The 26,795-nt window shown below is 75.6% G+C and carries 13 protein-coding genes and 1 pseudogene; 5 read left to right on the top strand and 9 right to left on the bottom strand.

Translation table 11 applies throughout. From position 1 onward, the window contains the following. Nucleotides 1-378 precede the first annotated feature (378 nt). Nucleotides 379-3,321: an SARP-family global regulator AfsR gene (gene afsR, locus HCK00_RS04915; RefSeq protein WP_168100510.1), complete on the bottom strand. Its 2,943-nt coding sequence runs from the start codon at nucleotides 3,319-3,321 to the stop codon at nucleotides 379-381. Nucleotides 3,322-4,071: 750 nt separating this feature from the next. Between afsR and HCK00_RS04910 the strand changes: the two genes are divergently transcribed. Continuing rightward, nucleotides 4,072-4,716, top strand: a complete 645-nt coding sequence (locus HCK00_RS04910) for a class I SAM-dependent methyltransferase (protein WP_311765170.1) — start codon at nucleotides 4,072-4,074, stop codon at nucleotides 4,714-4,716. Nucleotides 4,717-4,957: 241 nt separating this feature from the next. Here the strand turns inward: HCK00_RS04910 and HCK00_RS28640 are convergent, their stop codons facing one another. Then, nucleotides 4,958-6,172 carry a DoxX family protein gene (locus HCK00_RS28640; RefSeq protein WP_375781915.1) on the bottom strand — a complete coding sequence of 405 codons (1,215 nt, stop codon included), beginning with the start codon at nucleotides 6,170-6,172 and terminating at the stop codon, nucleotides 4,958-4,960. Between the two features lie 100 nt (nucleotides 6,173-6,272). After that, nucleotides 6,273-6,667 (bottom strand): annotated as a pseudogene (locus tag HCK00_RS04900) (PHP-associated domain-containing protein); the annotation flags it as partial. Between the two features lie 122 nt (nucleotides 6,668-6,789). On the opposite strand from HCK00_RS04900, the gene HCK00_RS04895 reads away from it, so the two are divergent. Together HCK00_RS04895 and HCK00_RS04890 are read left to right on the top strand one after the other, a co-directional pair. Further along, nucleotides 6,790-9,465, top strand: a complete 2,676-nt coding sequence (locus HCK00_RS04895; RefSeq protein WP_168100509.1) for a bifunctional FO biosynthesis protein CofGH — start codon at nucleotides 6,790-6,792, stop codon at nucleotides 9,463-9,465. A 318-nt stretch (nucleotides 9,466-9,783) separates the two neighbouring features. Further along, nucleotides 9,784-10,434, top strand: a complete 651-nt coding sequence (locus HCK00_RS04890) for an SRPBCC family protein (protein ID WP_168100508.1) — start codon at nucleotides 9,784-9,786, stop codon at nucleotides 10,432-10,434. Between the two features lie 58 nt (nucleotides 10,435-10,492). Here HCK00_RS04890 and HCK00_RS04885 read toward each other — a convergent pair whose 3' ends face one another. Then, nucleotides 10,493-13,237: an AAA family ATPase gene (locus tag HCK00_RS04885; RefSeq protein ID WP_168100507.1), complete on the bottom strand. Its 2,745-nt coding sequence runs from the start codon at nucleotides 13,235-13,237 to the stop codon at nucleotides 10,493-10,495. Between the two features lie 480 nt (nucleotides 13,238-13,717). Here HCK00_RS04885 and HCK00_RS04880 point away from each other — a divergent pair, with 480 nt between their 5' ends. Continuing rightward, the gene (locus HCK00_RS04880; RefSeq protein WP_168100506.1) at nucleotides 13,718-14,833 is read left to right on the top strand and encodes an ADP-ribosylglycohydrolase family protein; all 1,116 of its coding nucleotides are present in this window, start codon (nucleotides 13,718-13,720) and stop codon (nucleotides 14,831-14,833) included. 274 nt (nucleotides 14,834-15,107) lie between these two features. On the opposite strand, the gene HCK00_RS04875 is transcribed toward HCK00_RS04880, so the two are convergent. The 3 genes from HCK00_RS04875 to HCK00_RS04865 form a co-directional block, all read right to left on the bottom strand. Continuing rightward, nucleotides 15,108-15,368 (bottom strand): DUF397 domain-containing protein, encoded by a 261-nt coding sequence (locus tag HCK00_RS04875; RefSeq protein ID WP_168100505.1) that lies wholly within the window; start codon nucleotides 15,366-15,368, stop codon nucleotides 15,108-15,110. Between the two features lie 546 nt (nucleotides 15,369-15,914). Beyond that, a complete protein-coding gene (locus HCK00_RS04870) occupies nucleotides 15,915-16,772 on the bottom strand; it encodes a helix-turn-helix domain-containing protein (protein ID WP_168100504.1) in 858 nt (285 codons plus the stop codon). 418 nt (nucleotides 16,773-17,190) lie between these two features. Next, nucleotides 17,191-17,913 carry a GOLPH3/VPS74 family protein gene (locus HCK00_RS04865; RefSeq protein WP_168100503.1) on the bottom strand — a complete coding sequence of 241 codons (723 nt, stop codon included), beginning with the start codon at nucleotides 17,911-17,913 and terminating at the stop codon, nucleotides 17,191-17,193. 1,540 nt (nucleotides 17,914-19,453) lie between these two features. On the opposite strand from HCK00_RS04865, the gene HCK00_RS28370 reads away from it, so the two are divergent. Beyond that, on the top strand, nucleotides 19,454-21,631 hold the full coding sequence (locus HCK00_RS28370) for a D-alanyl-D-alanine carboxypeptidase family protein (RefSeq protein ID WP_168100502.1): 2,178 nt from the start codon (nucleotides 19,454-19,456) through the stop codon (nucleotides 21,629-21,631). Nucleotides 21,632-21,908: 277 nt separating this feature from the next. Here the strand turns inward: HCK00_RS28370 and HCK00_RS04855 are convergent, their stop codons facing one another. Both HCK00_RS04855 and HCK00_RS04850 read right to left on the bottom strand, forming a co-directional pair. Next, nucleotides 21,909-23,150, bottom strand: coding sequence for a lipase family protein (locus HCK00_RS04855; protein WP_168100501.1), 1,242 nt, complete (start codon nucleotides 23,148-23,150; stop codon nucleotides 21,909-21,911). 1,099 nt (nucleotides 23,151-24,249) lie between these two features. Continuing rightward, nucleotides 24,250-26,718: a HelD family protein gene (locus HCK00_RS04850; protein WP_206319980.1), complete on the bottom strand. Its 2,469-nt coding sequence runs from the start codon at nucleotides 26,716-26,718 to the stop codon at nucleotides 24,250-24,252. Nucleotides 26,719-26,795: the final 77 nt, after the last annotated feature.

Raw genomic sequence — 26,795 nt, 5'->3', positions numbered from 1 at the left:
GTTCATCCGTTCAGTCGTAGCCAGGGGCCGAATAACCCGTCCGGCAACTCCCCCGACGGTTGCCGGACGGGTTCTCAGGGCCGCTCACCACAGAGGTGGCGCTACCTGACCGGTCCGCCTGCCCCCCGTTGCGGCGAATCGGTATGACTTCAGAATGGCGGAGACCGATGAACGATTGATAAACGTCTGCTACACCCGTCTGACCTGCGTCGATACCCGCCCGGCGGCCTGGTGGCCCGGCTCCGGACCGCCGGTCCCGCCGTCCGCGGCCGGGCGCGCCGGACCCGCTGACGGCGGAGACAGCGGGGACAGCGGGGACAGTGGGGCTGGTGGGGGCAGTGGGGGCAGCCGTGGACGGCCGCGCCGGCGGGACCGGGGTTACGCGGCGGGGGCCAGCGGCTGCAACAGCGCGTGGACCTCGGCGGCTTCCGGGAGCTGGAGCTCCTCGTAGACCGCCACGGCGTCCTGCCAGCAGACCCGGGCCCGGTCGATCTGCCCGATCTCGTTCAGGGCGCGCCCGAGCAGCGTCAGCGCGTTGGCCCGCCGCCAGCTGCCGCCGAAGGTGCGCAGCACCGCCAGCGACTGCTCGGCCAGGCTCGCCGCCTGGGCCGGCTTGCCGGCCTTCAGGCTGAGTTCGGCCAGCCGGAAGTAGGTCATGCCCTCCCACAGCCGCTGCCGGCTCCCGCGGAAGATGACCAGGGCGTCACTCAGCTCCTCGTGGGCCCGGTCCAGCTTGCCGGCCTGGGTCAGCGCCAGGCCGAAGGCGTACTTGCCGTTGGCGAGCCGCATGGTGACACCGGATTCCCGGTAGATGTCCACGGCCTGTTCGGCCAGCGCGACGGCGCTCTCCACGCGGCCGGTGTTGAGATGGGTCCGCGAGAGGTTGCTCAGGACGCTCGCCACCGAGGTGCGGTTGTCGTCGGCGCGGAACAGCTCCAGCGACTGCTGGAGGTGGGCCTCGCCCTCCTCGTACCGCTTGAGGTAGTTGGCGGTGATCCCGTGGTTGTTGCGGGCGTGGGCGGAGGCCACCGGGTCGCCGGCGGAGTCGCCGAGCAGGGCGGCCTCCCCGCCCAGGACGTCGGCCTCCTCGAACTGTCCCGTCATGTTGTAGAGGCTGCTCAGGGCGGTCAGTGCCCGGGCCTCGGCCGGCTTGTCCCCCGCCGTGCGGGCCGCCTCCCGCAGGGTGAGCGCCGCCTGTTCGAAGGTGCGGGGGTCCACGCCCGACTCGGAGAGGTCCTTGGCGACCAGCAGCAGGTCCACCCCGCGGCGCACGACACCGGCGCCGGTGGACTGGTGGGCGCAGGCGAGCAGGCAGCGCGCCTCGGAGAACAGCCACTCCAGGGCGGTCTCCCGGCCGGAGAAGCTCAGCCCGTGCGGGGAGGCCGTCGCGACGTGCTCCGGGAGCCGGTCGCCGGGGCGCTCCATGGCGTACACCCGCGCCGTGGTGGTCAGGTAGAAGTCCAGCAGCCGGGAGAGCGCCGCCTCGCGTTCCACCGGCGGCAGCTCGTCCCGCTCGGCGCAGGCACGCGCGTAGAGCCGGACGAGGTCGTGGAAGCGGTAGCGGCCGGGGGCGGCGGACTCCAGGAGCGAGATGTCCACCAGGGACTCCAGCACCTCCTCCGCCTCGTACGGGTCCAGGGCCAGCACGGCGGTCGCCGCGGCCAGGGAGATGTCCGGGCCGTCGGCCAGGCCCAGCAGGCGGAAGGCGCGGGCCTGCTGGGGTTCGAGCTGGCTGTAGCCGAGTTCGAAGGTGGCCTTGACGGCGAGGTCGCCGGCCTGGAGCTCGTCCAGCCGGCGCCGCTCGTCGGCGAGCTTCGTGGCCAGGACGGAGACCGTCCAGGTGCGGCGCGAGGCGAGCCGGGAGGCGGCGATGCGGATGGCGAGCGGGAGGAAACCGCAGGCGGCGACGACATCCAGGGCGGCGTCGCGTTCGGCGGCCACCCGCTCGGGGCCCACGATCTTGGTGAAGAGCTGGAGGGCCTCCTCGGGGCTCATGACGTCCAGGTCCACCAGGTGCGCGCCGGCCAGGTCCACCATCCGGGCCCGGCCGGTGATCAGCGCCGCGCAGCCCTCGGTGCCCGGCAGGAGCGGCCGGACCTGGGCGGCGTCCCGGGCGTTGTCCAGCAGGACGAGCACCCGCCGGCCGTCCAGCACGGAGCGGTAGAGCGCCGAGCGTTCGTCGAGGGAGTCCGGGATGGCGGCGTCGGCGCGGCCCAGGGCGCGCAGGAAGGAGCCGAGGACCGCCTGCGGTTCGGCGGGACGCGGTCCGGCGCCCTGGAGGTCGACGTAGAGCTGGCCGTCCGGGAAGTGGTCCCGGGCGGCGTGGGCCACGTGCACGGCGAGGGTCGTCTTGCCGACGCCGCCGATGCCCGCGACGGCGGAGACGGCCATGATCCGGCCCTCCGCGGTGGCCAGCTGCTCGCTCAGCTCGCCGACGAACGCCGTCCGGCCCGTGAAGTCCGGGACGGTGGCCGGGAGCTGCGCGGGCCGCACCACGGCGTTCGCCGACTCGCCGTCGTCACAGTCCGAGGGGGCCGCCAGGTCGTCGTCGGCCTCCAGGATGCCCTGGTGGAGGTCGCGCAGCTCGATCGACGGGTCGACGCCCAGCTCCTCGGCGAGCAGCCGGCGCGTGTCGGCGTAGACGGCGAGCGCCTCGGCCTGCCGGCCGCCCCGGTAGAGCGCCAGCATGAGCTGGGCGCGCAGCCGCTCGCGCAGCGGCTGCTCGGCGGTGAGCGCGGTCAGCTCGGAGACCACCTCGGCGTGACAGCCCGCCTCCAGATCCAGGTCGATCCGGGACTCGGTGAGCTGGAGCCGCCACTCCGCGAGCCGGTTCCGCTGGGCCTCGGCGTACGGGCCGGGCAGGCCGGCCAGGGGCTCGCCCTCGAACAGGTCGAGGGCCGCGGAGAGCAGTTCCCTGGCCGAGCGGCGGTCGCCGTCGCTGCGGGCCTTCTCGGCCTGGTGGGCGTACTCCTCCGCGATGGCGAGGTCGAGGGCGCGCACCGCCAGACGGACCGCGTAGCCGCCCGACTCGCTGAGCAGCGTCGTGTCGGCGTCCGGGCCGAAGGTCTTGCGCAGGCGTGAGGCGTAGGTGCGCAGCGCGGCGAGCGCCGCGTCCGGCGGCTCCTCGCCCCACAGCGCGTCGACCAGCTCGGCGGCCGTGGCCGTGCGTCCGCGGCGGAGCAGCAGGGCGGCGAGCAGGGCGCGTTGCTGGGGGGAGCCGGTGGACAGCTGCTCCTCCCCACGCCAGGCTCGTACGGGACCGAGCACCGCGAAGCGCAGGCTGCTCGTTCCGCTGCCACCGTCCATCGCTGCCCCCTGCATGTCAGAGTCGTGCGCGCACAGGTCAGTCTGCCTTGCACATGACTGTGGCGTCAGTAGAGGCGCCCGGTCTCCACAAGGCTCGTACAGAGGCCGGGGGTTCGTACACCTGACGGTGTGTCGAATCGGCCACCCGCCGTGAGGGCCGGGGCGGCCCGATCCCGACGGTGAAATCACTGATCCGAGCAGCGGTAGGTGAACCTCCGGTTAAGCACCCACTCTCGGGGAGCGCGGCCCTCCACCGCCACCGTGCAATTTCAGCCAGGTTCGGCCAAGTTGAGCCAGCTTCGGCCAGATTCGGCGCGGCGTGGAGAAGTGCGCCCTCAGGGGGCGCCCGGGCGTGCCGGGAGCAGGGCGGCGCGCGACCGGGGCGCGTGAGGGGCGGTTCGATACGGATCCGGGCTGTCGACAACGCCCGGCCGGTGCGCTGGGATGGTGGACATGACAGCGAAGGGGAGCGCGGAGGGCGGCCGGGGAGGTGGTCCGGAGGGCGGCCCGGCACAGGAACCGGCGGGAGGCTCGGCGCGGGGCCCGGTGGCCGGTTCCGTGGCGGGCCCGGCAGGTGAGGGCTCGGCCCGCGCGGGCGCCGCGGGCGGCGGGGACGGTGATCGTGGTGCCGGCGGGACGGATGGTGCCGGCGGGGACTCCCCGCACGGCGGGACCGGCGGGACCGGCGGGCCGGAGCCCCGGGAGCCGGCGGAGCACCGGGCGCCCCGGCGGCGCGACGGTTACCGGGGCACGGGGCCGGGTGCGATCACCCCGGACGGCTGCGCCGTGGAGCTGTACGCGCGGATGCCGGTGGGCGACGAGCCGGACGTCGTCGAGAGGCTGATTCCCCGCGGTGCCCACATCCTCGAACTCGGCTGCGGGGCCGGCCGGGTGACCCACCCGCTGCTGGAACGCGGCTACACCGTCACGGCCGTGGACGAGTCACCCGAGATGCTGGAGCGGGTGCGCGGCGCGCGGACGGTCCGCTCCCCGATCGAGGAACTCGACCTCGGGACGCGGTTCGACGCCGTGATGCTGGCGTCCTTCCTCGTCCACGCCGGGGACCCGGCGGTGCGCCGGGGACTGCTGGCGACCTGCCGCCGTCATGTCGCCGAGGGCGGCGCGGTGCTGATCCAGCGGGAGCCGGAGGACGCGCACACCCGGGTGCCCCGGGAGCGGGCCGTGCCCGGCGGGGGCCTCGTCCGCATCGCGGCCTCCGAGCCGGTCGCTCCCGGCGTCCGCGCGGTGCGCTGCGTGTACGAGTTCCCGGGCGCCCGGTGGACACAGACGTTCCTGTCGCGGCCACTGACCACCGAGACCTTCGAGGAGGCGCTCGCGGAGGCCGGGCTGGTGGTGGACCGCTACGCGACCGAGGACCGCACCTGGGTGCTGGCGCGGGCCGCTCACTGACCTGCCGGCGGGACCGCACGCGGAAGACCGGCCTCACCCGAGGGGCGGGGCCGGTCCTCCGTGGCCGCGTGGTCTGCCGCGTCGGCGCCTGGTCTTCTGCCGGTGGCTGTACCGGCGGCTGTCCCGGGGGCCGTCCCGGCGGCTGTCCTGACGTCCGTCACCTCGCCGGCCCGCCCGGGCCGGGGCGACGGGACCGCGTACGCCGCCGGACGTCTCTCCGTGCGGGCGTACGCCGGGCCGCTCAGTGGCTGACCAGCTTCCGCAGGCCGTGCCGGTGGCCGGAGACCTTCCCGGCGAGACCGTCACGGGAGGCGATCCCGGCGGGCAGCGAGGACAGCGCGGACGGCACCGCGAACCCCTGGGAGCGGCGGGAACGGGAGGAGAACAGCCCGCCCTTGCCGAACCGGCGCTTGCGGCCCTTGCCGAAGCGGGGCTTCCGCGCGCCGGACCCGAGGGCGCTCAGGCCGTTCAGGGCTCCGCCCTTCGCCGCCCCGGCCTGGGAAACCGTCTTCGAGGCGGCCTTCGACGCGGCCTTCGAGGTGGCCTTCGACGCGGAGGACGCGGTCCTGGAGGTGGTCTTCGCGGCCGCCGACACCGACTCGGCGGTGGACTTCGCGGCGGTCGACGCCGTCTTCGACGCGGCCTTGGAGGCGGCGGCCGCGGAGTCCAGCGCCACGGACGCGGCACCCGAGGCCGCCTTGGAAGCGGCCTTCCTTGCCGCGCGGGAGCTCCGCCTGGCCTGCTTGACGCGCGGCTTCACCGTGGCGGCCGCGCCGCTCAGCCCCTGCGAACCGGCCCGGGAGGCGGACCTGGCCTGCGCGGCGACCGGTGCCGCCGCGGCCAGCAGCGCCCCCGGGGCGGCGGAAGCGGCCTTCCGCGCCGCCTCGGCCTGCCCCGTGACCGAGCCCTTCATGTGCCTCATGTGCTTCGCCGGCTTCGACGGCCCGCCGATGCCGAGCCGGGGACGCTTCCCCGCGGCCGAGGCGGTACGGCGGACCAGCTTCATCTCGCGGCGGGCGGTGTGCGCGGCGTGCTGCGCGCGCCAGTTGAGGGACGGCCGGCCGCCGGTGTCCGAGGCCGCGAGCAGCAGCCCGCCGAAGATCGACAGATTCTTCAGGAAGTGGATGCGCTGCTGGGTGCGGTCCTCGGTGTCCTCGCTCTCCCAGAACCGGTGACCCGCCAGCGTCGTGGGCGCCAGACTCCCCGCCAGGGCCAGCGCGGACAGCCGCGGGAACTTGCCGAGCCCCAGCATCGTGCCGGCCACGACCTGGACGGCGCTGTTGAGCCGCACCGCCTGCTCGGTGTTCTCCAGCGGCAGGTCCACCCGGTCGCTGAGCGGGCCGACGACATTCTCGGCGGCCGGGGCCACCGCCTCGGGGTTGCGCAGCGTGTTGATGCCGCTGTAGACGAAAACGGAGGCCATCAAGGGCCGGGCGATCCATCGCAGAGCACTCATGCGCTACCCGGTGCCCGCCCTGCGGCTCGTCATGCACATTAATGCGCCACCTGGGTGAAGACGGTGGAATACGGGCGACGGAAACGGGCCGTTCGGGGGTGGCGTGACGGGGCGTCGTGCGCCACTCCACCGTGCCGCTGCCCGAGGCGGGCAGCCCGGTGGCGAACACCTGTCCCTGGTCGGTGAGGAGGCGCACCGTGCAGCCGGGCACCCCGGAGACCTCCAGCCGTACCGTGACCTCCGGCTCCGGTGCCGTCCGCAGCCGCCCCCGACCGGCGCGGCGCGCCCCCGGACGTCGGCCGCCGTGAAGGAGAGCCCGACCGCCGAGGACTCCGCGAGCCGGCAGCGGCCCGCCCGGAGGCCCGCGAGGACCGCCGTCCGGGACAGGTCGTCGGCGAGCACCACGGTCTGCGGCAGCCCCACGTCCTGCCCGGCGCGATGGGCGTCACTGCTGCCCGTCGCGGGAAGCCACCGCCCGGGGCCGCCCGCCGCCGCCCGGGCCCGTCCCGCTCTCGCGACACCCCGCCCCACCCCTCCGGGTTCGCGCCGCCCCGCCCGCCGTCCGGTGGTTTCCCCCGCCCTCTCGTCCGCCCGGCCCTTCCGCATACGCTCGGAGGATGACCACGCGCGCGCAGGGCCCGGAGAACGCCGGGGCGGAGACGGACGGCACCGCCGCCACCGGCCCCACAGCTTCCACTGACCCCACCGCTCCCACCGCTCCCACCGCGAACGCCATGCGGCGGGCCCTGAGGCGGGCCCGTGACGGTGTCGCCCTGGACACCGCCGAGGCGGCGGTCCTCCTGCGGGCCCGCGGTGCCGACCTGACCGCCCTGATGGCCTCGGCGGCCCGGGTGCGGGACGCCGGGCTGGAGGCGGCCGGCCGGCCCGGGGTCATCACCTACTCCCGCAAGGTCTTCATCCCGCTGACCCGCCTCTGCCGGGACACGTGCCACTACTGCACCTTCGCCACCGTGCCCGGCAGGCTCCGCCGGGCCGGGGAGGGGATGTTCCTCTCGCCCGGCGAGGTGCTGGACATCGCGCGCCGCGGCGCCGAACTGGGCTGCAAGGAGGCGCTGTTCACCCTGGGCGACCGGCCCGAGGAGCGCTGGGAGGAGGCGCGGGAGTGGCTGGCGGCGCACGGCTACGACGACACCCTCTCCTACGTGCGCGCCATGGCCGTCCGCGTGCTGGAGGAGACCGGGCTGCTGCCGCACCTCAACCCGGGCGTGCTGACCTGGACGGACTTCCAGCGGCTGAAGCCCGTCGCCCCGTCCATGGGCATGATGCTGGAGACGACCGCCACCCGGCTGTGGTCCGAGCCGGGCGGCCCGCACCACGGCTCGCCCGACAAGGAGCCCGCGGTGCGGCTGCGGGTGCTGGAGGACGCGGGCCGCTCCAACGTGCCGTTCACCACGGGCATCCTCATCGGCATCGGCGAGACCCCCGAGGAGCGGGCCGAGTCGCTGTTCGCGCTGCGCCGCACCGCCCGCGCCTACCACGGCGTGCAGGAGGTCATCGTCCAGAACTTCCGCGCCAAGCCGGACACGGCGATGCGCGGGATGCCCGACGCCGAACTGGAGGAGCTGGCCGCGACGGTGGCCGTCGCCCGGCACGTCCTCGGCCCCGCCACCCGCCTCCAGGCCCCGCCCAACCTGGTGGACGACGAGTACGCGCTGCTGATCCGCGCCGGCATCGACGACTGGGGAGGCGTCTCGCCGCTCACCCCCGATCACGTCAACCCCGAGCGCCCCTGGCCGCACCTGGACGAGCTGGCCGCGCGCACCGCCGAGGCCGGTTTCGAGCTCCGCGAACGGCTCACGATCCACCCGGAGTTCGTCCGCCGCGGCGAGCCCTGGCTCGACCCCCGGCTGCTGCCGCACGTCACGGCGCTCGCCGACCCGGAGACCGGGCTGGCCCGCGAGGGCGTCACCCCGTCCGGGCTGCCCTGGCAGGAGCCGGACGAGCAGTTCACCGCCACCGGCCGCACCGACCTCCACCGCACCGTGGACACCGAGGGGCGCACCGGGGACCGCCGCGCCGACTTCGACGAGGTGTACGGGGACTGGGAGGCGCTCCGCGAGGCCGCCGCCCCCGGCATGGTCCCCTCCCGGATCGACGCCGACACGCGCTCGGCGCTGGCCACCGCCGCCGACGACCCCACCCGCCTCACCGACGAGCAGGCCCTGGCCCTCTTCCACGCCGACGGCCCCGCCCTGGACGCCCTCTGCGCGGTCGCCGACGACCTCCGCCGCTCCGCCGCCGGGGACGACGTCACGTACATCGTCACCCGGAACATCAACTTCACCAACGTCTGCTACACCGGCTGCCGCTTCTGCGCCTTCGCGCAGCGCCGTACCGACGCCGACGCCTACACGCTCTCCCTCGACCAGGTGGCCGACCGGGCCCAGCAGGCGTGGGAGGTCGGCGCCGTCGAGGTGTGCATGCAGGGCGGCATCCACCCGGACCTGCCCGGCACCGCCTACTTCGACCTGGTCCGCGCGGTGAAGGAGCGCGTGCCGGGGATGCACGTCCACGCCTTCTCGCCGATGGAGGTCGTCAACGGCGCCTCCCGCACCGGGCTGTCCGTCCGCGACTGGCTGACGGCCGCCCGCGAGGCCGGGCTCGACTCGATCCCGGGAACCGCCGCGGAGATCCTCGACGACGAGGTCCGCTGGGTGCTCACCAAGGGCAAACTGCCCGCCGCCACCTGGGTCGAGGTCATCGAGACCGCGCACGAGCTGGGCCTGCGCTCCTCCTCCACGATGATGTACGGCCACGTCGACCAGCCCCGTCACTGGCTCGGGCATCTGCGGCTGCTCGCCGACGTGCAGCGCCGGGCGCTGGAGAAGGGCGCCGCCGGGTTCACCGAGTTCGTGACGCTGCCCTTCATCCACACCAACGCCCCCGTCTACCTCGCGGGCATCGCCCGGCCCGGCCCGACGGTGCGCGACAACCGCGCCGTCACCGCCATGGCCCGGCTGCTGCTCCACCCGCACATCCCCAACATCCAGACGAGCTGGGTGAAGCTGGGCGCGGACGGCGCCGCCGAGATGCTCCGCTCCGGCGCCAACGACCTCGGCGGCACGCTGATGGAGGAGACCATCTCCCGGATGGCCGGCTCCTCCTACGGCTCCTACCGGTCGATCCGCGACCTGACGGCCATCGCCGAGGCCGCCGGCCGCCCCGCCCGGCCGCGCACCACCCTCTACGGCCCGGTCCCCGAGGAGCGCCGGTCCGCCGCCGCCGCCTCCGACGGCCGGCTGCCGGAACTGCTGCCGGTCCTCGGCGACTGACCGCGGCGACCGGCTGCGGCGACCGGCCGTGGCGGGGGACGCCCGCCGGGCGCCGGCGCGGTGGTCCGGCGGCCGGCATCCGGGGGGATCAGGCGGCCCTGGACGCCGGCCGTGAGGACGGCGGGCCGGGACGGTGTCCGCGGGCCGGCCGGCCGGCGGTGCCCCCGTCCTCCTCCCGCTCGGGGGCCCGGCGCCCGTCCCGCGCCCCCGGGGATTACGTAGCCGGCGGGGTTACGTAGTTTTCGCCGATGCGGCGGGGCAGCGGCGCGCGGGAGGGTCGGTACCGCACAGCAGGTACCGATTCCAGGAGTTGCTCCCATGCCCGCCATCCGCAGCACCGGCGTCCGCGCCGCTCTCGTCACGGCCCCGCTCGTCGCCGTCGCCGTCCTCGGCACCTCGGTCGCACCCGCCGGCGCCACCGGTACGGCACCCCGCACGACCGGCACGTCGCTCACCTGCCGGGGTGCGGGCGTCGACCCCGACGCCGTCGTCCGGTACAGGACCGAGACCGTGATCCACGCGCCGCTGAGCACCATCTGGAAGCTCCAGACCGACGTGGAGCGCTGGCCGTCCTGGCAGAAGCCCGTGACGACCAGCGAGCGGCTCGACCGCGGCCCCTTCCGGGCGGGTTCGGCGTTCCGCTGGACGACCCCCGTGCCCCCGAACCCCCTGACTCCGGCCACCAGCCTGGACATCACCTCGACCGTCAAGCAGGTCAGGACCGGCTCCTGCATCCGCTGGACGGGCCCCGCCGTCGGCGAGCAGCTGCGGATCGACGGCGTGCACGTGTGGAACTTCACCAAGGTCCGGGGCGGGGTGCGCGTCACCACCGAGGAGACGCACCGCGGCGAACTGGTCGACGCGAACGTCGACTTCGCGACCCAGGTCCTCGGCGCGGGTCTGGAAACCTGGCTGCTCGAACTGAAGACCGCGGCCGAGGCCCGCGCCGGCCACCACGGCCCGCGCTGAGCGGAGGGGACGGCGGGCACCGGCGGACGTCCGGGAGCGGGCGGGCCGCGCGGGTGCCTCAGCGGAGGCCCGGCACGTCCTTGAGCTGCCTGCGGGAGGTGATGCCGAGCTTGCGGAACACATTCCGCAGGTGGGCGTCGATCGTGCGGGGGCTGAGGAACAGCCGCGTGGCGACCTCCTTGGACGTCGCGCCGGTCGCGACCAGCCGCGCGATGGACACCTCCTGCGGGGTGAGCCGGTCGTGGACGGGCGTCGCCGCCGGGCCCCGTACCCTCTCCCCCGCGGCCCGCAGCTCGTCCGCCGCCCGCCGGGCGAACGCCTCCAGCCCTGCCCCGGACAGCAGTTCGTGTGCGAGGTGCAGCTGCCGGGCGCCGTCGCGTCTGCGGCCCCGGCGCCGCAGCCACTCCCCGTACAGGAGGTGGGCGCGGGCCCGGTAGGGCAGCAGGGGGCTCTCCGCCAGGCGCTCGACGGCCTCCCGGTAGTGCCCCTCGGCTCCGGTCACCAGTCCGCGCGCGTACGCGGCGATGCCCAGGCCCGAGGCGGTGCCGCCGGCCTCGGTGCGTTCGGTCAGCGAGGCCAGCGCCGCCGCGGCGGCGTCCGGCTCGCCGCAGCGGACCGCCGCCTCCACCAGTTCCGGCAGGGCGAACCCGGCGAGATAGAGCTCGCCGGATTCCGCGGCCCGCCGGGCCGCCGCCAAGGCGGCGGGATAGTCGGCCAGGCCGTTGTTGAGCACGGCCGCCGCCCAGTGGACATGGGCGACGATCTGCCCGGTGCCGCGTTCGGCCGCCTCCGCCGTGGCCGTGGCGAAGAGTTCGGCCGCCGCCTCGCGCCGGCCACGCATCGCCGCCAGGTGCAACCGGTGGTAGAAGACGGGCGGCCCGCCGAACGCGTCCGCGATCGCCTCCTCCTCGGCGATCGCCGTCGCCGCCCGCGCCAGGTCACCGCAGACCGCGGCGAGGGACGCCATCGGCGCGAGCCCGAGGCGCAGGACCAGCGGCGACCCCGACTCCTCCCCGGTCCTGATCAGCCAGTCGGTGATCGCTGCCTGGGTGTGCGGGTCCCACACCTCGGAGGCGAGCATGACGGCGAGCGCGGGCCTGCGCCGCCACAACGGACCGTCCCCGTCCCCGGTCCCGTCCCCGCCGCCGTCCCCGGCTTCGGCCGGGGGAGAGCTGAGCAGCTTCCGGACCAGGGGCACCGCCTCCCGGTGCCGCTCCTCGGCCAGCAGCGCGAGGACGTCCAGGAGGTCCGGCGCGTGCGTGGCCCCGGCCGGCGCGGCGGTCCGCGCGGCGGCCAGTACCGTGTCGAGCACCCCGCTGGACCGCCCGACGGCCATGCTCATCTCGACCGCGTCCAGGAAACACTCACGCGACCGCTGCGGATCCAGCGCGGCGAGCCGGTGGGCCGCCCGCAGCATGAACATCGGCCCGTCGCCGTCGGTGTGCCGTACGAATGCGATCTTCCCCCGCAGGAGATCGACCCGGACGTGCCGGAGTTCGTCGAGGGGCGCGCTCTCCACGGTCGCCAGAAGTTCCGCCGCCGTGTCGGTGGAGCCCGCGTCGAGGTGGGCCTGCACGGCCGCAAGGGTACGTTCGATGCGCCGGGCGGTGTCCAGCGACAGCGCGGCCGCGCGTTCGGCGAAGGCCGCCGCCGCCACCGCGCCGCCCCGTGACCGCGCGCGGGACGCCGACCGCTCCAGCTCCTCGGCGACGTCCTCGTCCGGTCCGGCGCTCGCCTCCGCCCGGTGCCAGGCGCGCCGGTCCGGGTCCAGGACCGGGTCGGTGACCTCGCCGAGGACGCGGTGGGCCGTACGGCGCAGGCGCGCCCCGGCGGCCCGGTAGACCGCGGACCGGGCCAGCGGATGGCAGAAGCGGACGCGGGTGGAGAAGTCCACCAGCCCGGTCGCCGCCGCGGCCGCGCCGGTCTCCGTCACGTCCAGGTCCAGTCTCAGCGCGGCGGGCCACAGAAGGCCGGGGTCGCCGGTCGGGTCGGCGCTCGCGATCGTCAGCAGCAGCCGGGCCTCTTCGGGCAGATCACGCAGTCTCTGCTGGAAACCCCGCTCGATCCGGGTCGGCACCGACGGCGCGCCGGGCGGGGCGTAACCGCCGGCCCTGGGGAGTTCGAGCAGGGCCAGCGGGTTTCCGCGCGACTCGGCCACGATCCGCCGGCGTACCTGCTCGTCCAGCGGGACCCGGGCCTTCGTGGAGAGCAGCGCCCGCGCGTCGGTGTCGTTCAGCCCGCCGACGGACAGGCCCGGCAGCGCGTCCAGTTCACCCGCCGGGGAGGGCGGGCGTACGGCGAGGAGCATCGCGACGGGCTCTGCGGAGATCCGGCGGGCGAGGAAGGCCAGCGCCTTCGACGAGGCCGCGTCCAGCCAGTGCCCGTCGTCGACCAGGCACAGCAGCGGACGCTCCCGGGCGGCGGCGGCCAGCAGCTCCAGGGCCGCCAGACCCATGCGGAACTCGTCGGGTACGCCCGCGGTCAGCCCGAACGCGACCTGAAGGGCCTCACGGCGCTGCGCGGGAAGTGCGGCGAGATGCCCGAGGACCGGCAGACACAACTGGTGCAGGGCGGCGAACGGCAGTTCGGCCTCCCCCTCCGACCCCGACGCCTCGATGACCAGGAAACCGGACGCCGTCCGCCGGGCGTGGTCCAGCAGCGCGCTCTTGCCGATGCCCGCCTCTCCGCGGAGGACCAGCGCCCCGCCCCGGCTTTTCCGGGCGGCGGCGGTGAGTTCGTCGATCCGGCAGGTCTCCTCGTGCCTGCCGTACAGGCGGCCGGAGGAGTGAACTGGTGTCCGCATGCCGCGTACCTTAGGCGAGCCGGCGCGGGGGGCCGGCGGCGTCGCCGGGGATGCGGCCTCGCCCTCGGAGGGCGGGCCGGCTGCCGAGCGCCCCGCCGGGTCCCTTCACGCCCGGCCGGGTCTTCTCCACCCGGCCGCGGCCCCCGCGGTCTCCGGACGCCCGGCCGCCCGCCCGGTGGGGTCCTGGCGGCTGCGTCCGCGCCGTCCGGGCGGGGCCGCCGCTCCCGGGGCGGCTCTTGTGGAACCGGTGTCCGAGGGGGCCCTGATCCGTGACAGGGTCGGGGCCTGGTCCGGAGGCCGCAGGCCACCGGACCCTGGCCGGCTCACACTCCACGGCCCCGCACGACAAGGGGTAACGGGCCGGTGGGCACGGGCACCGGTCCACTACAGTGCTGCGCGCCGAGGTGAGGGTGGGGGCGGCGTGCGCGGAACCCGGGGGCGCCCGGGGGCGCGGCCGAGGGCGATCGTGGGAGGGGAACAGTGAGCTCAGTGCGCACGGCCGTGTGGGGCCGCGCCGAACAGCAGGATTTCCGCAGCCGGGTGCGGGGCTGCCTGCTCGGCGGCGCCATCGGTGACGCGCTGGGCGCGGGCGTGGCCGCCGACACCCTCGGCGCCATCCGGGACGCCCACGGCGCGGAGGGGCTGGCCGATTTCGCCCCCCGGTACGGGCGGCGCGGCGCCGTCACCGACGAGACGCAGCTCACGCTCTTCACCGTCGACGGGCTGATACGCGCCCAGGTGCGCCGCGACACCGGGGCCTGGCACCCGCCCACCGACGTGCACCGCGCCTACCGCCGCTGGGCGGCGACCCAGCGCGAGTGGGGACCCGACGAGCGCCGGGCCGAGGACGGCTGGCTGGCGCGCGAGGAGTGGCTGTACACCCGGCGCGACCCGGAGCGCGCCAGCCTCAACGGGCTGGCGGACGACCGCATGGGAACCCTCGACCAGCCGAAGAACCCCCGCAACAAGGGGCACGGCGCGCTCGTGCGCTCGGCGCCGTTCGGGCTGCTCGTCGGCTGGGACACCCAGCTCGTGTTCCAGCTCGCGGTGGAGTGCGCCGCGCAGACCCACGGCCACCCCACCGCGTTCCTCTCGGCCGGGGCGTTCGCCGTCACCGTCCACGCGCTGGGCCGGGGCGCGGACCTGGAGCAGGCCGTGCAGCAGGCGCTGGCCCTGGTCTCCGGGAGACCCGGCCACGAGGAGACCGCCGCCGCCCTGACGGCGGCCGTCGACGCGGTACGGCAGGGGCCGCCCTCGGCGTCCCGGGTGGAGTCGCTGGGCGAGGGGCGGACGGCGGAGGAGGTGCTGGCCATCGGCGTCCACTGCGCGCTGGTCGCCGAGGACGTCCGCCACGGGCTGCTGCTCTCGGTCAACCACGGCGGGGCCTCCGACGCCACCGGCTCCGTCTGCGGCAACCTCCTCGGGGCGCTGCACGGGGAGACGGCGCTGCCGCCGGGCTGGCTGGCCGAGGTGGAGGGACGCCCGACGATCCTGGCGCTGGCCGACGACTTCGCGATGGAGATGACCCAGGGGCCCGCCCTGCACGGCCCGGCCGTCTCCTCCCCGGGCTGGCTGACGCGGTATCCGCGGTCGTGACCGCGCGCCTGGCACGGCGTGACGGGGCGGCGTAACTGTGGGGCGGCGTGACCGGGGCGGCGTGACCGGGACTGCGCCATCGGGGCCGCGTCATAGGGCGCGGCCCCTCGGCAGCACGGAGCCGAGCCCTCTCGGCCGTGACGGCGTGCGGTCGAGAGGGCTCGGCGGGTGGGGCGGTGGCGGTGGGGCGGTGAAGCGGCTCGGCGGCCCGGGCTCCGGGAACGGCCCGGGCAGCCGCGCTGGGGCAGCCGTGGTGGGGCCGCCGCGGTGGGGGTCAGACCTGGCCGGGGGCCCGCTCGCCCAGTTCGGCCAGGAAGGCACGCCAGGAGCCCCCGGTGAAGCTCAGGGACGGGCGGCTGACGTCCTTGGAGTCGCGGACGGCGACACCGGCGGCGGGTGCGGACACCTCGACGCAGTTGCCGTTGCCCGAGTAGGACGACTTCGTCCAGGCGGCACCGAGCCCGCGGGCCCGGCTGTGACGGTGGGGGCGGGGGTGGGGGTGGGCGTGGGGGGAGGAAACGGTTGGTACGGCCATGACGTGCTCCGGCGGATCGGCGGGGTGGATGTGACACGCCCTGGCCTCCGCGCCACTGGCGGTGCGGGAACCGGGGCGTGACCGACGCTAAGGCCCTGCGGAGCCGTGCCAGGAGCCCGTTTCACCCGTCCGAATTGCATATGCCCCTCATCCGGTCGGCGCGCCCGATCACCGGTGTACCCTGCCCCGACCAGGGCGCCGGAGCGTTTCTCCGCGGACCGCCCGACCGGCTGACGGTCTTCCTCCACCCGCTGCGGCCAGGCCCTCCGGCGAGCCCGCGACCCCCGCCCGGAGCCACGCACCCGGCCCCACGGCCGCGCTCCGTGGGGAAGGACGGCCCGGCTCACCCCCCTGTGCCCGGCCCGGGGCGTGCCCTGGGCCGGGCACAGAGGGACGGGTGCACGGGTCCACGGGCAAGGCCCGCACTCCCCGGGCACGGGCCAGGGGCCCCGGACCTCGACTCGCGGGCGCGTTTCCCCGGCCACGGGCCGGAGGGCCCCCGCGCCGCCCCGCCACGCCCCGGCCGGGGCACCGGGGTCCGGGCCGTCAGCGGGCGTAGTCCTTGGCCAGGTTCATCATCAGCCGGCGGCTCTGCTCCGGCGGGTCGGCCAGCGCCCGCAGGTGCTCGTACATCATGCTGTAGCGCTGCACCTCGTGGTGTTTCTCCAGGTACAGATCGCTGGTGACGCCCTCCAGGTAGACCACGCTGGAGTCGCCCTCGTTCGCGAACTCCAGCAGGGAGAAGGTGCCGACCATGCCGGGGTGCGCCCCCGCCGTGAACGGCAGCACCTGCACCGTCACATGCGGGCGGCGGCTCACCTCTATGAGCTGCTCCAGCTGTTCGCGCATCACCCGGCGGTCGCCGACCACCCGCCGCAGCGCCGACTCGTCCACCACCGCCCAGAAGCGCAGCGGTGACGCCAGGTCGTTGATGCGGTCCTGGCGCTTGATCCGGACCCCGACCCGGCGGGCCTTGTCCTCCGTGGACGCCTCGGGTTCCATGCCCTCGACCACGGCCTCCGCGTACTCCTGGGTCTGGAGCAGGCCGGGCACCAGCAGCGACTCGTAGTTGCGCACCGATGCCGCGGCGGTCTCCAGGCCGATGTAGACGCTGTACGGGATGTCGCCGAAGGCGTTCCACCAGCCCTGCTGGCGGGATTCCTTGGCCATTTGCATCAGCGACTCGACGACCCGTTCGTCCTCGACCCCGTAGACCTCGCAGAGGTCACGGACATCGCGCTGGTTGATGCTGCGCCGGCCGTTCTCCAGCCGGCTGATCTTCGACTGGGAGACCAGGAGCCGTTCGGCCACCCACTCTGCCGTCAGGCCCTTGGCCTCACGGAGCCGGCGTAACTCCTGACCCAACCGGCGTCGCCGGACCGTGGGATTGACATGGGACGCCACGAGGCCGCACCTCCGACTTGAGACCGCTGTTCGTTCCAGCAGATTGCCACCGCGGCGTGTCGCGGCGGGGGAAAACGGCGACACAGGGTCGTTCGGCGGCCACTTCGTGCTACGGCGCCCCCGGCGGCGGTTCCGCGCGTGGCAGACGGAGACGGGGCGCGGCGCGTGGTGATGCGGGGACGGCCCGGGTGCCGCCGCTGCCTCCTGGGCGGCCCGGAGGCCGGCCTGGCCCGGTGGGCGCGCGAGGACGGCGCCACGGCCCCCGGCGTCCGGCCGGGGTCACCCCCACGCCGTAGGGCGGGCGCGTGCGCGCACAACGGGCACGGCCGGTGGGCGAACGCCCCTCCGCCCCGCGCCGGGCCGCATCCGACACCGCGTGTCGGATGCGGCCCGGGCGCAGGGCGGGAAGGCCCTCAGCTCAGCGGGCCACGGCGCGCGCCATCGACCCGCGCCGGGGTTGCTGGGGGATGCCCTCGCTCGGGCCGCCCCGCGGCGGCGCCGGGCGGCGCGGCTGCACGGCGACACCGTTCTGCACGTCCATCACGGCGTGCGCGACGAGCCCGCCCATCGGGTCGTGCCGGATCAGATCCCGCAGGCGGGATCGGCACGACCGGCCCTCGTTGCCCGGGTAGAGGTGCTTGCCGAGCCCCACCGCGTGCGCGAGGGCCGCCAGCGCGGCCGTGCGCGGGTCCGGTGGTACACCGGTGCGGATCGCGTTGTCGAGCCGGTTCCTGATGTCCCGGCTGATCGCCGTCTCCGTCGCCTGGTAGCGCGTCGTCGGCAGCACTCCGCACATCTGGCCCTCCACGGCATGCACCATGCCGCAGCGTTCCAGATGGGTGAGGTACGTCTGGCGCAGCCCCAGCCGGGGCCCGCCGATCCAGTGGACCGCCCGTACCGGGCTGCCGCGACGGCGCAGCAACTCCAGTGCGGAGTCCAGAGTCGGATCTCCTGTCGGCCGTGGCAGCACCACGGCGATACGATCCCCGTCAGGGGCTATCCGTCCTGCCAGCGCCAGCTCCACTAGCTGTGCCCCGGCAAGACCGAGGTCGAGCGACTGCGGCTGTGCCGTGGTGCCCGTGGCCGGGTCCAAGGCCAGCAGCAGAAGCTCCTCCGGAATTGTTCTGCGGCTCCTGCCCATCCATGCCTCCCCGCGTGGATGTCAGACAGGGTGACCCCTCTCACAATGGTCTGTCGAGTGCGCGTGGGGAGTTTGTGAGGGAACCGTTAGGTATGTCGTCCTCGTCTAGCCGGTGAACGGGCATCGTGCGGGCACGGAAGACGGGCCTGGCGGGTCCGGTGGCGGGAGCGGAGGCCTCCGGGCGGGACACTGAGGCGGTGGACCGGCGGGCCGCGCCGCGCCGACGGGCCGGCGGGGGGCGGCGCCCGGAGGGGCGGACGGCGGGGCGGCCGGTGCGTGCGGGTCCGGCGAGGTTGTATGCGCCGGTTGCCGGCATCCGGTTTCCGGCATATGGCCGGTATGTGTAGGTGAGCGTATGGAGGAGGCATCGGTGGCGGGCGAGTCCCCCGGCAGTTCGGAGCAGCGGAGGTCGCCGGGGGTGAGGGCGGAAGCGGAAGGCGGCCGCGATCCGCGGCTCGCCGTTTTCGGAACCTCGTCCGGCGGTGAGCACACCGGCGGAGACGGTACGGAGAGCGGCGGCGCGACGGGCCGTGCGAACGGCGCGGGCCGGCCGGATGAGGCGGGCGAGGTGGCCGGTGAGGGAGCCGGCGACGGAGCCCGTGACGGCGGCCCCCGGGCCGGCGGCGGCCGGTCGGACGCGGCACGCGGGAGCGGGGGCGGCGCCGCGGGAGCCGGCGGAGACGGTTCGGCGGAGGACGCTTCCCCGGCGGACGCCGGCGAGCCCGAGCCCTCACCCGGCGAGGACACCGGCGGTACCACTCCGGGCGGGAGCCCGGCGAGGGAGCGCCGTGGGGGGCGCACGGACGGGCAGGGCGCGGACGGCACGGGCGTGACCGGGGAAGACACGGCGAGCGGCGATTCCGCTGCGGTGGACGGGCGCTCGGACGGCCGGCCGGACCCGCGTGCGGGCGGCGAGCCGTCCGCGGGCACGGACGGCGCGCCCGCCGCGAGGCCTGAGCCCGCGACGGCGGAGCCTGCGACGACGGCGTCCGCGAGGACGGAGCCCGCGGAGACCGGGACCGTGGACGGGGAGCCCGCGGAGACCGGGACCGTGGGAGGCGGGGCGGCGAAGGTCCGGTCCGCCGGGACCGGGTCCTCCCCGGCGACGGACGGCGAGGTGCGGTCGGCGTCCGAGGGCGTTGCTGAAGTGAACACTCCGGGGGATTCCGTGGTCGCGTCTTCGGACGCCGCGCACCGTGAGGACGCCGCGCACAGTGATGACGGCGCGGACCGTGACACGGAGAGCGCGGCCGGCCGTGGCGCGGAGCCGGCCACGCGCGTGCCCGCAGAGTCGTCCGACGGGCCGGCCGCCGAGGGCTCCGGGAAGCGTTCCGAGAGGGCGTCCACCGACAGGCCCGCGAAGGGGGCCCCGGCCGGGGACGGCGGGTCCGCCGGGCGGGAGAAGCCGGCGGCTTCCGGGACATCCGGAGAGCGGGCGGGTTCCGCCGGGGCCGGGGAGCCCGCACGGTCCACCGGGCCCGGGAGCCCGGCGGTGGCCGGCGGGTCCGTGCCGCGTGATCCTCGGGTCGAGGGGCCCGGCGTGACCTCGAAGAGCACCGGTTCCGGCGAGTCCGACGTGCCGGGAGGGCCGGAGGCGCCGGACCGGCAGGCGCCTGAGGAGAAGGCGCCGGAGAAGCAGACCCCCGACGGGAAGGCCACCGGCGAGAAGGCCCCCGGCGAGAAGGGGAGTGGCCCCGGCGGGGCGGGCCGTACCGCCCCGGCGGCCGGTGCGGTCGACCAGCCGACGACGGCGATCCGGGTGCGCAGGCCCCGCACCGGCACGTCCGGTGACGCCGAGCGGGACTCCCGCGAGCGGGACGGCGACGGGCCGGGCGCGGACGGCGGGTCCTCCACGCCGGATGCCCGTACGGGCACGGAGACCGGGACGGGCACCGGTGCCCGTCCCGGCCGGGGAGCCGGCACCGGCACCGGCGGCACCCCCGATGCCGGCGCCGACGGCGGGACCGGCTCAGGCGCACGCACCGGTACCGGATCGGGCGGCACCGGCACCGGTACCGGCAGCGCCCCCGCCACCGCTAGTTCCCCCACATCCGGCGGCGCGCGCGCCGGTACCCCCCGTACCGAGGAGTCCGCCGCCGAGCGGACCAGCACGTTCGTCCCCCTCCAGAGCGCGGAGGAGGCGCCCCGTACGCCCCGTAAGGCCGGGGGTTCCGCGCCCGCCTGGGCGGCGCGGGCGTCCACGGCCGGGGGGACGGCGGCCGGTACCGCTCCCGGCACCGGCGCCGCGGGGGGCGGGAACGGTGCGTCCGCGGCGGGTGCCACGTCCGCCCCGGGCACGGACACGGCCTCCGCCGGCGCGGGCACCACGGCGTCTCCCGCCGGGACCGCGAGCGCCGGGACCGCGACCGGGACGGAACCCGGGGCGGCCTCGCCGGAGGCCGAGGCGGAGGTGGAGTCGGAGCGGACCAAGCAGCAGCCGCTGCCCCCGCTCGACCTGCTGGCGCAGCTCACCAACACCCCGCCGCCCCCGGAGACCCCGCTGCGGACGATGGTCCGCCGGGTCAAGATCTGGACGCCGCTGGTGCTCCTGCTGGCGATCGTCTTTGCGGTCGCGCAGGCCGTCCGTCCGCTGCCGGAGCCGACGCTGACGCTGACCGCCGAGTCGCAGTTCGCGTTCGACGGCCAGAAGCCGTCGCTGCCCTGGCCGGAGGAGGGGCAGGCGCATGTGGAGATCTCCGGCCTCGGCTCGCTCGGCTCCTCCGGCAAGGAGAAGCCGGTGCCGATCGGCAGCGTCGCCAAGGTCATGACGGCCTATGTCTTCCTGAAGGACCACCCGGTCAAGAAGGGGGGCGAGGGCGTGAAGATGAAGGTCGACGCGCGGGCGGTGGAGGAGTACGAGAAGGGCAAGGCCGACCAGGAGTCGGTGGTGCCGCTGAAGGAAGGCCAGATGCTCTCGGAGTACGAGGCGCTGGAGGCCCTGATGCTGCCCTCGGCCAACAACGTGGCCCGGCTGATGGCCCGCTGGTACGAGCAGAAGCACTCCGAGGACTTCGTCGACAAGATGAACGCCGCCGCCGAGGACCTCGGGATGGAGAACACCACCTTCACCGACCCCAGCGGGCTGGAGAAGGACACCGTCTCCACCGCCAAGGACCTCGTGAAACTGGGGAAGGCGGCCATGGCGATCCCGGTCTTCAAGGAGATCTCCGCGAAGACGGAGTACGTCGACAGCCAGGGCGAGCGGCACCTCAACTACAACCGTCTCGTCCCCTACACCGGCATCGGCATCAAGACCGGCACCACCACCGCGGCGGGCGGGAACCTGCTCTTCGCGGCGGAGCAGCGGATCGCCGGGACGACGCAGCTGATCATCGGCGCGGCGCTGGCCCAGTACAAGGTGCCCGCCATCGACAGCGTGACGGCGGTCAGCAAGCAGCTGATCGAGAGCGCGCAGGCCGCTCTCGTCGACGCCAAGGTGGTGAAGAAGGGCGAGGTCGTCGGCCATGTCGACGACGGCCTGGGCGGGAGGACGCCCGTCGTCGTCACGGAGGACGTGACGGCGGTCGGCTGGCCGGGCCTGACGGTGGACCTCGCGCTCACCGAGGGCGGGAGGACGATCCCGCACGAGGCGGCGGCCGGCACGAAGGTGGGGCTGCTGACGGTGGGCAGCGGGCCCGGTCAGGTGAAGGTGGGGCTGGCACTGGAGGAGCCCAAGGAGGAGCCGGGCTTCGGCGCCAAGCTGTTCCGGATCCTCTGACGGGGCGACGGCCTCCGCGGAACGATCCACCTCCGGCGGGTCCGCCGCACTCTCAGCCCCGGCCGGGGCGGGGTGTGGCGGGCCCGCCGTTCCGCGCGGGGGGTGCCGGCGCGAGGGCCGGCCGGAGGGCGTCCGGCCGGCTCGGCGGGCCTGCCCGGATCGCCGGTTCGGTGCGGGCAAGTCCGTCGAGCCGGACGCCGGAGCCGTCCGGGCCGTGCGGTCCGCCGGGTTTCCCGGTCGTCCGGCCCCGTCCGGCCCGTCCGGCCCGGGGTCCCGTTCAGCTCCCGTCGCCGTAACCGGCCCCGTTCAGCAAGGGCGTGAGCCAGGCGACGAGGTGGGGCAGGTCGTGGTTGATGGTGGCGAAATGGACGCCCAGGGGCTCGTCCCCCGGGACCTCGCCCGCCGGGTAGCGCTGGTAGAGCAGGGGGCGGCCGCCGGTGGCGTTGAGTTCACGCAACTCCGCCACCAGGTCGTCCGTGCCCTGGAGCGGGGCCGGGTCGGCGCGGACCCGCGGATCGTCCGCCGCCTGGCTGATCCGGGCCGGGACGGGCAGCGTGAGGTCCGGGTTCATGGCGGCCAGCTGGGCGTCGAACCGCTGCTGGTCGGGGTTGGGCAGCGCGGGATAGGCCCCGCGGAACTGCTCGGTGCCGCGCAGCCCGCCCCAGGAGTCGGGGTGGCTCAGTCCGGCCCGGCAGCGCTCGTCGACGTGTGGCCACAGGGCGTGGGCCGCCCGGGAGAGCACCTGTTCGGGGCGGATGGCCGGATCACCCCCCAGGGCGCCGCTGAGCAGCAGCGGGGTGAAGGCGTAGCCGCCGTCCTCCGCGTGGGAGGGGACGACGGAGCCGGCGCGCACGATGCCGAGGAGGTGGTTGGCCGGGGCGATCGCCGCGACCCCCGCCAGGTCGAGATCGGGGTGGGAGGGGGAGTGGTGGGCGGCGAACAGGGCGGCCTGCCCGCCCTGGGAGTGGCCGACGATCGCGAAGCGGCGGGCGAGCCGCCCGGGGAAGAGCCGGCGGGCGGCGCGGACGATGTCGAGGACGGCGGCGGCGTGCGAGGCGCCGAGCATGTAGGGGTGGCGTCCGCCGGTGGTGCCGAGGTGCTCGTAGTCCGTCATCGCCACGGCCCAGCCGCGGCGGAGGAAGGTGTTGAGCAGGGTCTGCGGATAGGTGTTCACCGCGTGCGCGGGGGAGTGCACGTCGTCGCGCGAGGGCGCGCACAGGTCGGACACCCCGACCGTGCCGTGGGCCCAGCTGATCACGGGAAACCCCGCGGCCGGGGGCGGTGTGCGGGGCAGGGCGAGGATGCCCGAGGTGGCGACCGGACCGCCGTGCGCGTCCTGTGAGCGGTACAGGACCAGCCAGTTGTCGCCCTCCTTCAGCTGCGCGACCGGGTTGTCCAGCCGCCGCTGATAGACCGGTGAGCCACGTTCGCCCTCGGACGGGAGTTCGGGAGGCGTGTAGAAGGCGACCCCGGCGGGCGCGTTCTCCGGCGGATCCTCCAGCACGGTCGTTGTGGTCACGTGAGTCCTTTCGCGGGGCAGGGACACGAGCGGGACGGCGGCGGGAGCGCGGAGGCGGATACCGGGCGGAGCGCCGGCCGGAACGCTGGGCGGCGGAGCAGGCGGCGGAGCAGGCGGCGGAGAGGCGCGGTCCGGGCGCGGTGGAGCCCGGGGACCGGCCTGGGGTGGCCGGGGACCGGCCCGGGGTGGCCGGGCGGTGCCCACCCGGCCACACCGGACGGCCGGGGACCGGTGCCCCCGCCGGCTCCGGGTTCGGGAGCCGCCGGGCGGCGGAGGAGGGGACGGGTGAGCCGGGCGGGCTCCCGGAGCCGGGTACGGGCCCGCACGGCGTCCCCATGGCGCGGGAACACCGGCCGTGCCCGCTCCCGTTCCCGCACGGCTCACCACGAACCGGCAGCAGCCACGGGCCGCGACCGGCGCCTCTCATCGTCCCGGTGGCCCAGGCCAACACGCCAGACGGAGCGGGATGAACACCCCTTCGGGGGAAAAGCCTTGATAATCCCCCGCGTTTCACTTCACCGTGCGGGCCGGGCTCCCTGGCCGGGCTCGCCCGGTCCTCCCGGCCCGGCTCGGTCCTCCCGGCCCGTTTCTCCTGGCCCGGTCCTCCCGGCCTGGCCCGGCGTCGGTCTCGCCGCGCCCGCGCCGCCGGGTCCGGGTGTGCCGGCACCCGGACGTTGCCCGCGCTCGGGTGCCCCCGCACTCCGGGGTGCCCGCGCCCCGGGGTGCCCGTTCCCCGGCGCGCTCGCGCTCCGCTGGGCCGTTCTCCGGCGAGGCGGTGCTCCCGTGCTCCGGTGGACCGGTGACCCGTAGCCCCGTGCCGTCGCCGGTTCCGCCCGGACCTCCGGTCAGGGCCGGACACGGCCGGTCCGGTCCGGACCGGCTCCGGCGGTGTCACGCGTTTCGGTGGGACGGCCCCGTAGCCCGTGCCGTCGCCGGTTCCGTCCAAGCCTCCGGGCAGGATCCGACACGGCCAGGCCGGGCCAGGCCGGGCCGGACCGGCCGGTTCCGGTGGCGCCACGCGCTCGCCCTGGCCTCGGCCCCGCGCCTCGGAGGTCCGGCGTCAACCCACGACCCCACCCTCAGCCTTCGGCCCTCGACCTCAACCCCCGGCCCCGCTCCCGACCCCCGCTCCGTGCCCGTTCCGGGCCCCGCTTCCGCTTCCGCTCCCGTCCCCGGTCCCGGGGTCTGTCCATGACGTGAGCCCCGGTCCCAGCCCTGTCGGCAGTGGCGCGGCGTGGACGATGCCCAGCCGCTGCGTCGCCCGGGTGAGCGCCACGTACAGGTCGCTCACCCCGAACTCGGCCGGTTCCGCCACGATCACCGTGTCGAACTCCAGCCCCTTGGCCTGCCGGGGGTCGAGCACCACGACGGGCCGGGTGAGATCGGGACGGGGCCCGGCGGACGCCTCCGGCAGGGTGGCGGCCAGCGCGGCCACCCGCTCGCGGGGCGTGATCACCGCCAGCCGTCCCTCCCCGGCCGCGTCGCCGAGCAGGGCGGCCTCCCGGGCCACGGTCTCCGCCACCCCGGCCGCGAGGGCGGCCGCGGTGTCCCGGGCGGCTTCCGTACCCGTACCCGTACCCGTACCCGTGCCCGGCCCGGTCCCGACCCCGGCCCCGGCCCCCGTGACGGACCCCGCCCCGTCGGTGCCGGTGGTGGTGCCGGTGGCGGAACCGGCGCCGATGCCGCCGTCCACCGTGTGCACCCACGGCCGGTTCTCCGTCGTCCGGATCGAACGCGGCGGCCGGAACGCGGGGTCGACGGCGCGCAGGACCCCCGCCGCCACGTCCATGATCTGGCTCGGCGTGCGGTAGTTGACGCCCAGCCGGATGTGCTCCCAGCGGTCGCCGACGTACGGCGCGAGGATCCGCTCCCAGGAGCCGGTGCCGCCCGGCTCGGCGGTCTGGGCGGGGTCGCCGACGAGCGTCATGGAGCGGGTCGGGGAGCGCCGCATCAGCAGCCGCCAGGCCATCGGTGACAGCTCCTGGGCCTCGTCCACGATGATGTGGCCGAAGGCCCAGGTGCGGTCGGCCGCCGCGCGCTCGGCGGCGCTGCGGTGGTCGGCCTCCTCGGAGCGGTCGGCGAGCCGTTCGGCGTCGATGAGGTCGTGGGCGCCGAGCACCTCGGAGTCCTCGTCGTCGCGGTCCTCGAACTCCTGGGTCCGTGAGCCGTAGGAGAGGTCGAGCACGCCCTGCGCGTACTCGACGCGCTGCTGCCGCTCGGCCTCCTCGCGGGCGCGCGCCGCCGAGTCGTCCTCGCCCAGCAGTTCGGCCGCCTCGTCCAGCAGGGGGACGTCCGCCGGGGTCCACGGACCGCCCTCGCGGCGGATCGCCGCCGCGTCGGCCTCGGACAGGTGGACGGGATCGGCGAGGAAGTCCGCGACCAGCCGTTCCGGGGTGAGCTGCGGCCACAGGGCGTCGATGGCCGCCCGTACCTCCGGCGCGGCGGCGACGGAGACGCCGAGCTGGGCGATGTCGTCCGCGCCGAGGAGGTTGGGGCCGCCGTAAGGGTCGGCGCCGATGCGGTCGGCGAGCTGCGCGGTCAGTTCGTCGATGACGCGGAAGGCGAAGGTGGGGCGCGCGAGGTTGTGCGGAAGCCTGGTCTCGCGCGCCTCCTGCCGGGCGAGGGCGACCAGGTCGGCGTCGAGGAGCAGGTCCCCGTCCTCCGTGGCGACGACGGTGGCCGGCTCGGGCAGCGTCTGCCGGTCCCGTACGCAGGCCGCGAGGGCGCCGGCCATCTCGGTACGGCCCTTCACCTCGGCGGCCTCCGGGGTGTCGGTGCCGGTGGCCCGCACGCCGGGGAACAACTCGCCCGGCGTGGCCATCAGCACGCCCGTCTCACCCAGCGACGGCAGCACCTCGCCGATGTAGCCGAGGAACGCCGGGTTGGGGCCGACGATCAGCACCGCCCGGCGGGCCAGCAACTCCCGCTGCGCGTAGAGCAGATAGGCGGCGCGGTGCAGCGCCACGACGGTCTTGCCGGTGCCGGGCCCGCCCTCGACCACCATCACGCCTTGGTGCGGCGCGCGGATGATGCGGTCCTGCTCGGCCTGGATGGTCTGGACGATGTCGTGCATCCGCCCGGTGCGGGCCGCGCCCAGGGAGGAGAGCAGGACGGCGTCCGCGTCGGTGCCCTCGTGGCCCGTGCGCTCCCGGTCGGTGAGGTCCAGGATCTCGTCGTGCAGGGCGGTCACCGTCCGCCCCTCGGAGGTGATGTGCCGGCGACGGCGCAATCCCATCGGCGTGTGACCGGTGGCCAGGTAGAACGGACGGGCGAGTTCGGCCCGCCAGTCGATCACCAGGGGCGTGCGGTCCGGGTCGTCACGGCGCATACCGATACGGCCGATGTGGTGGTCCCGGCCGTCCTGGAAGACGAGCCGGCCGAAGCACAACCCGCGCTCCCCGGAGTTGAACGCGGCCAGCAGCCCGGAACGCTCCGCGACCAGCACGTCCCGCTCCAGCCGCGCCTGGTAGGTGCCGCCCGGGCCCTCCCCGGACGGGGTGAGCGCGGCCCGCAGCTCGCCCTCCGCCTGCTCGCGCAGCTCCTCCAGCCGTGCGTACAGCACGTCCATGAATTCCTGCTCGCGTTTCACTTCCACATTTGACAATTCGGCTCCCGCCCCGATAAGATGGCGTCATCAGACTTTCT

It is taken from the genome of Streptomyces zingiberis, from assembly GCF_012034935.1.
Lineage (GTDB): Bacteria > Actinomycetota > Actinomycetes > Streptomycetales > Streptomycetaceae > Streptomyces > Streptomyces zingiberis.
The sequence above is the reverse complement of the archived record's forward strand: the minus strand, read 5'-3'. Positions and strand labels throughout refer to the sequence as shown.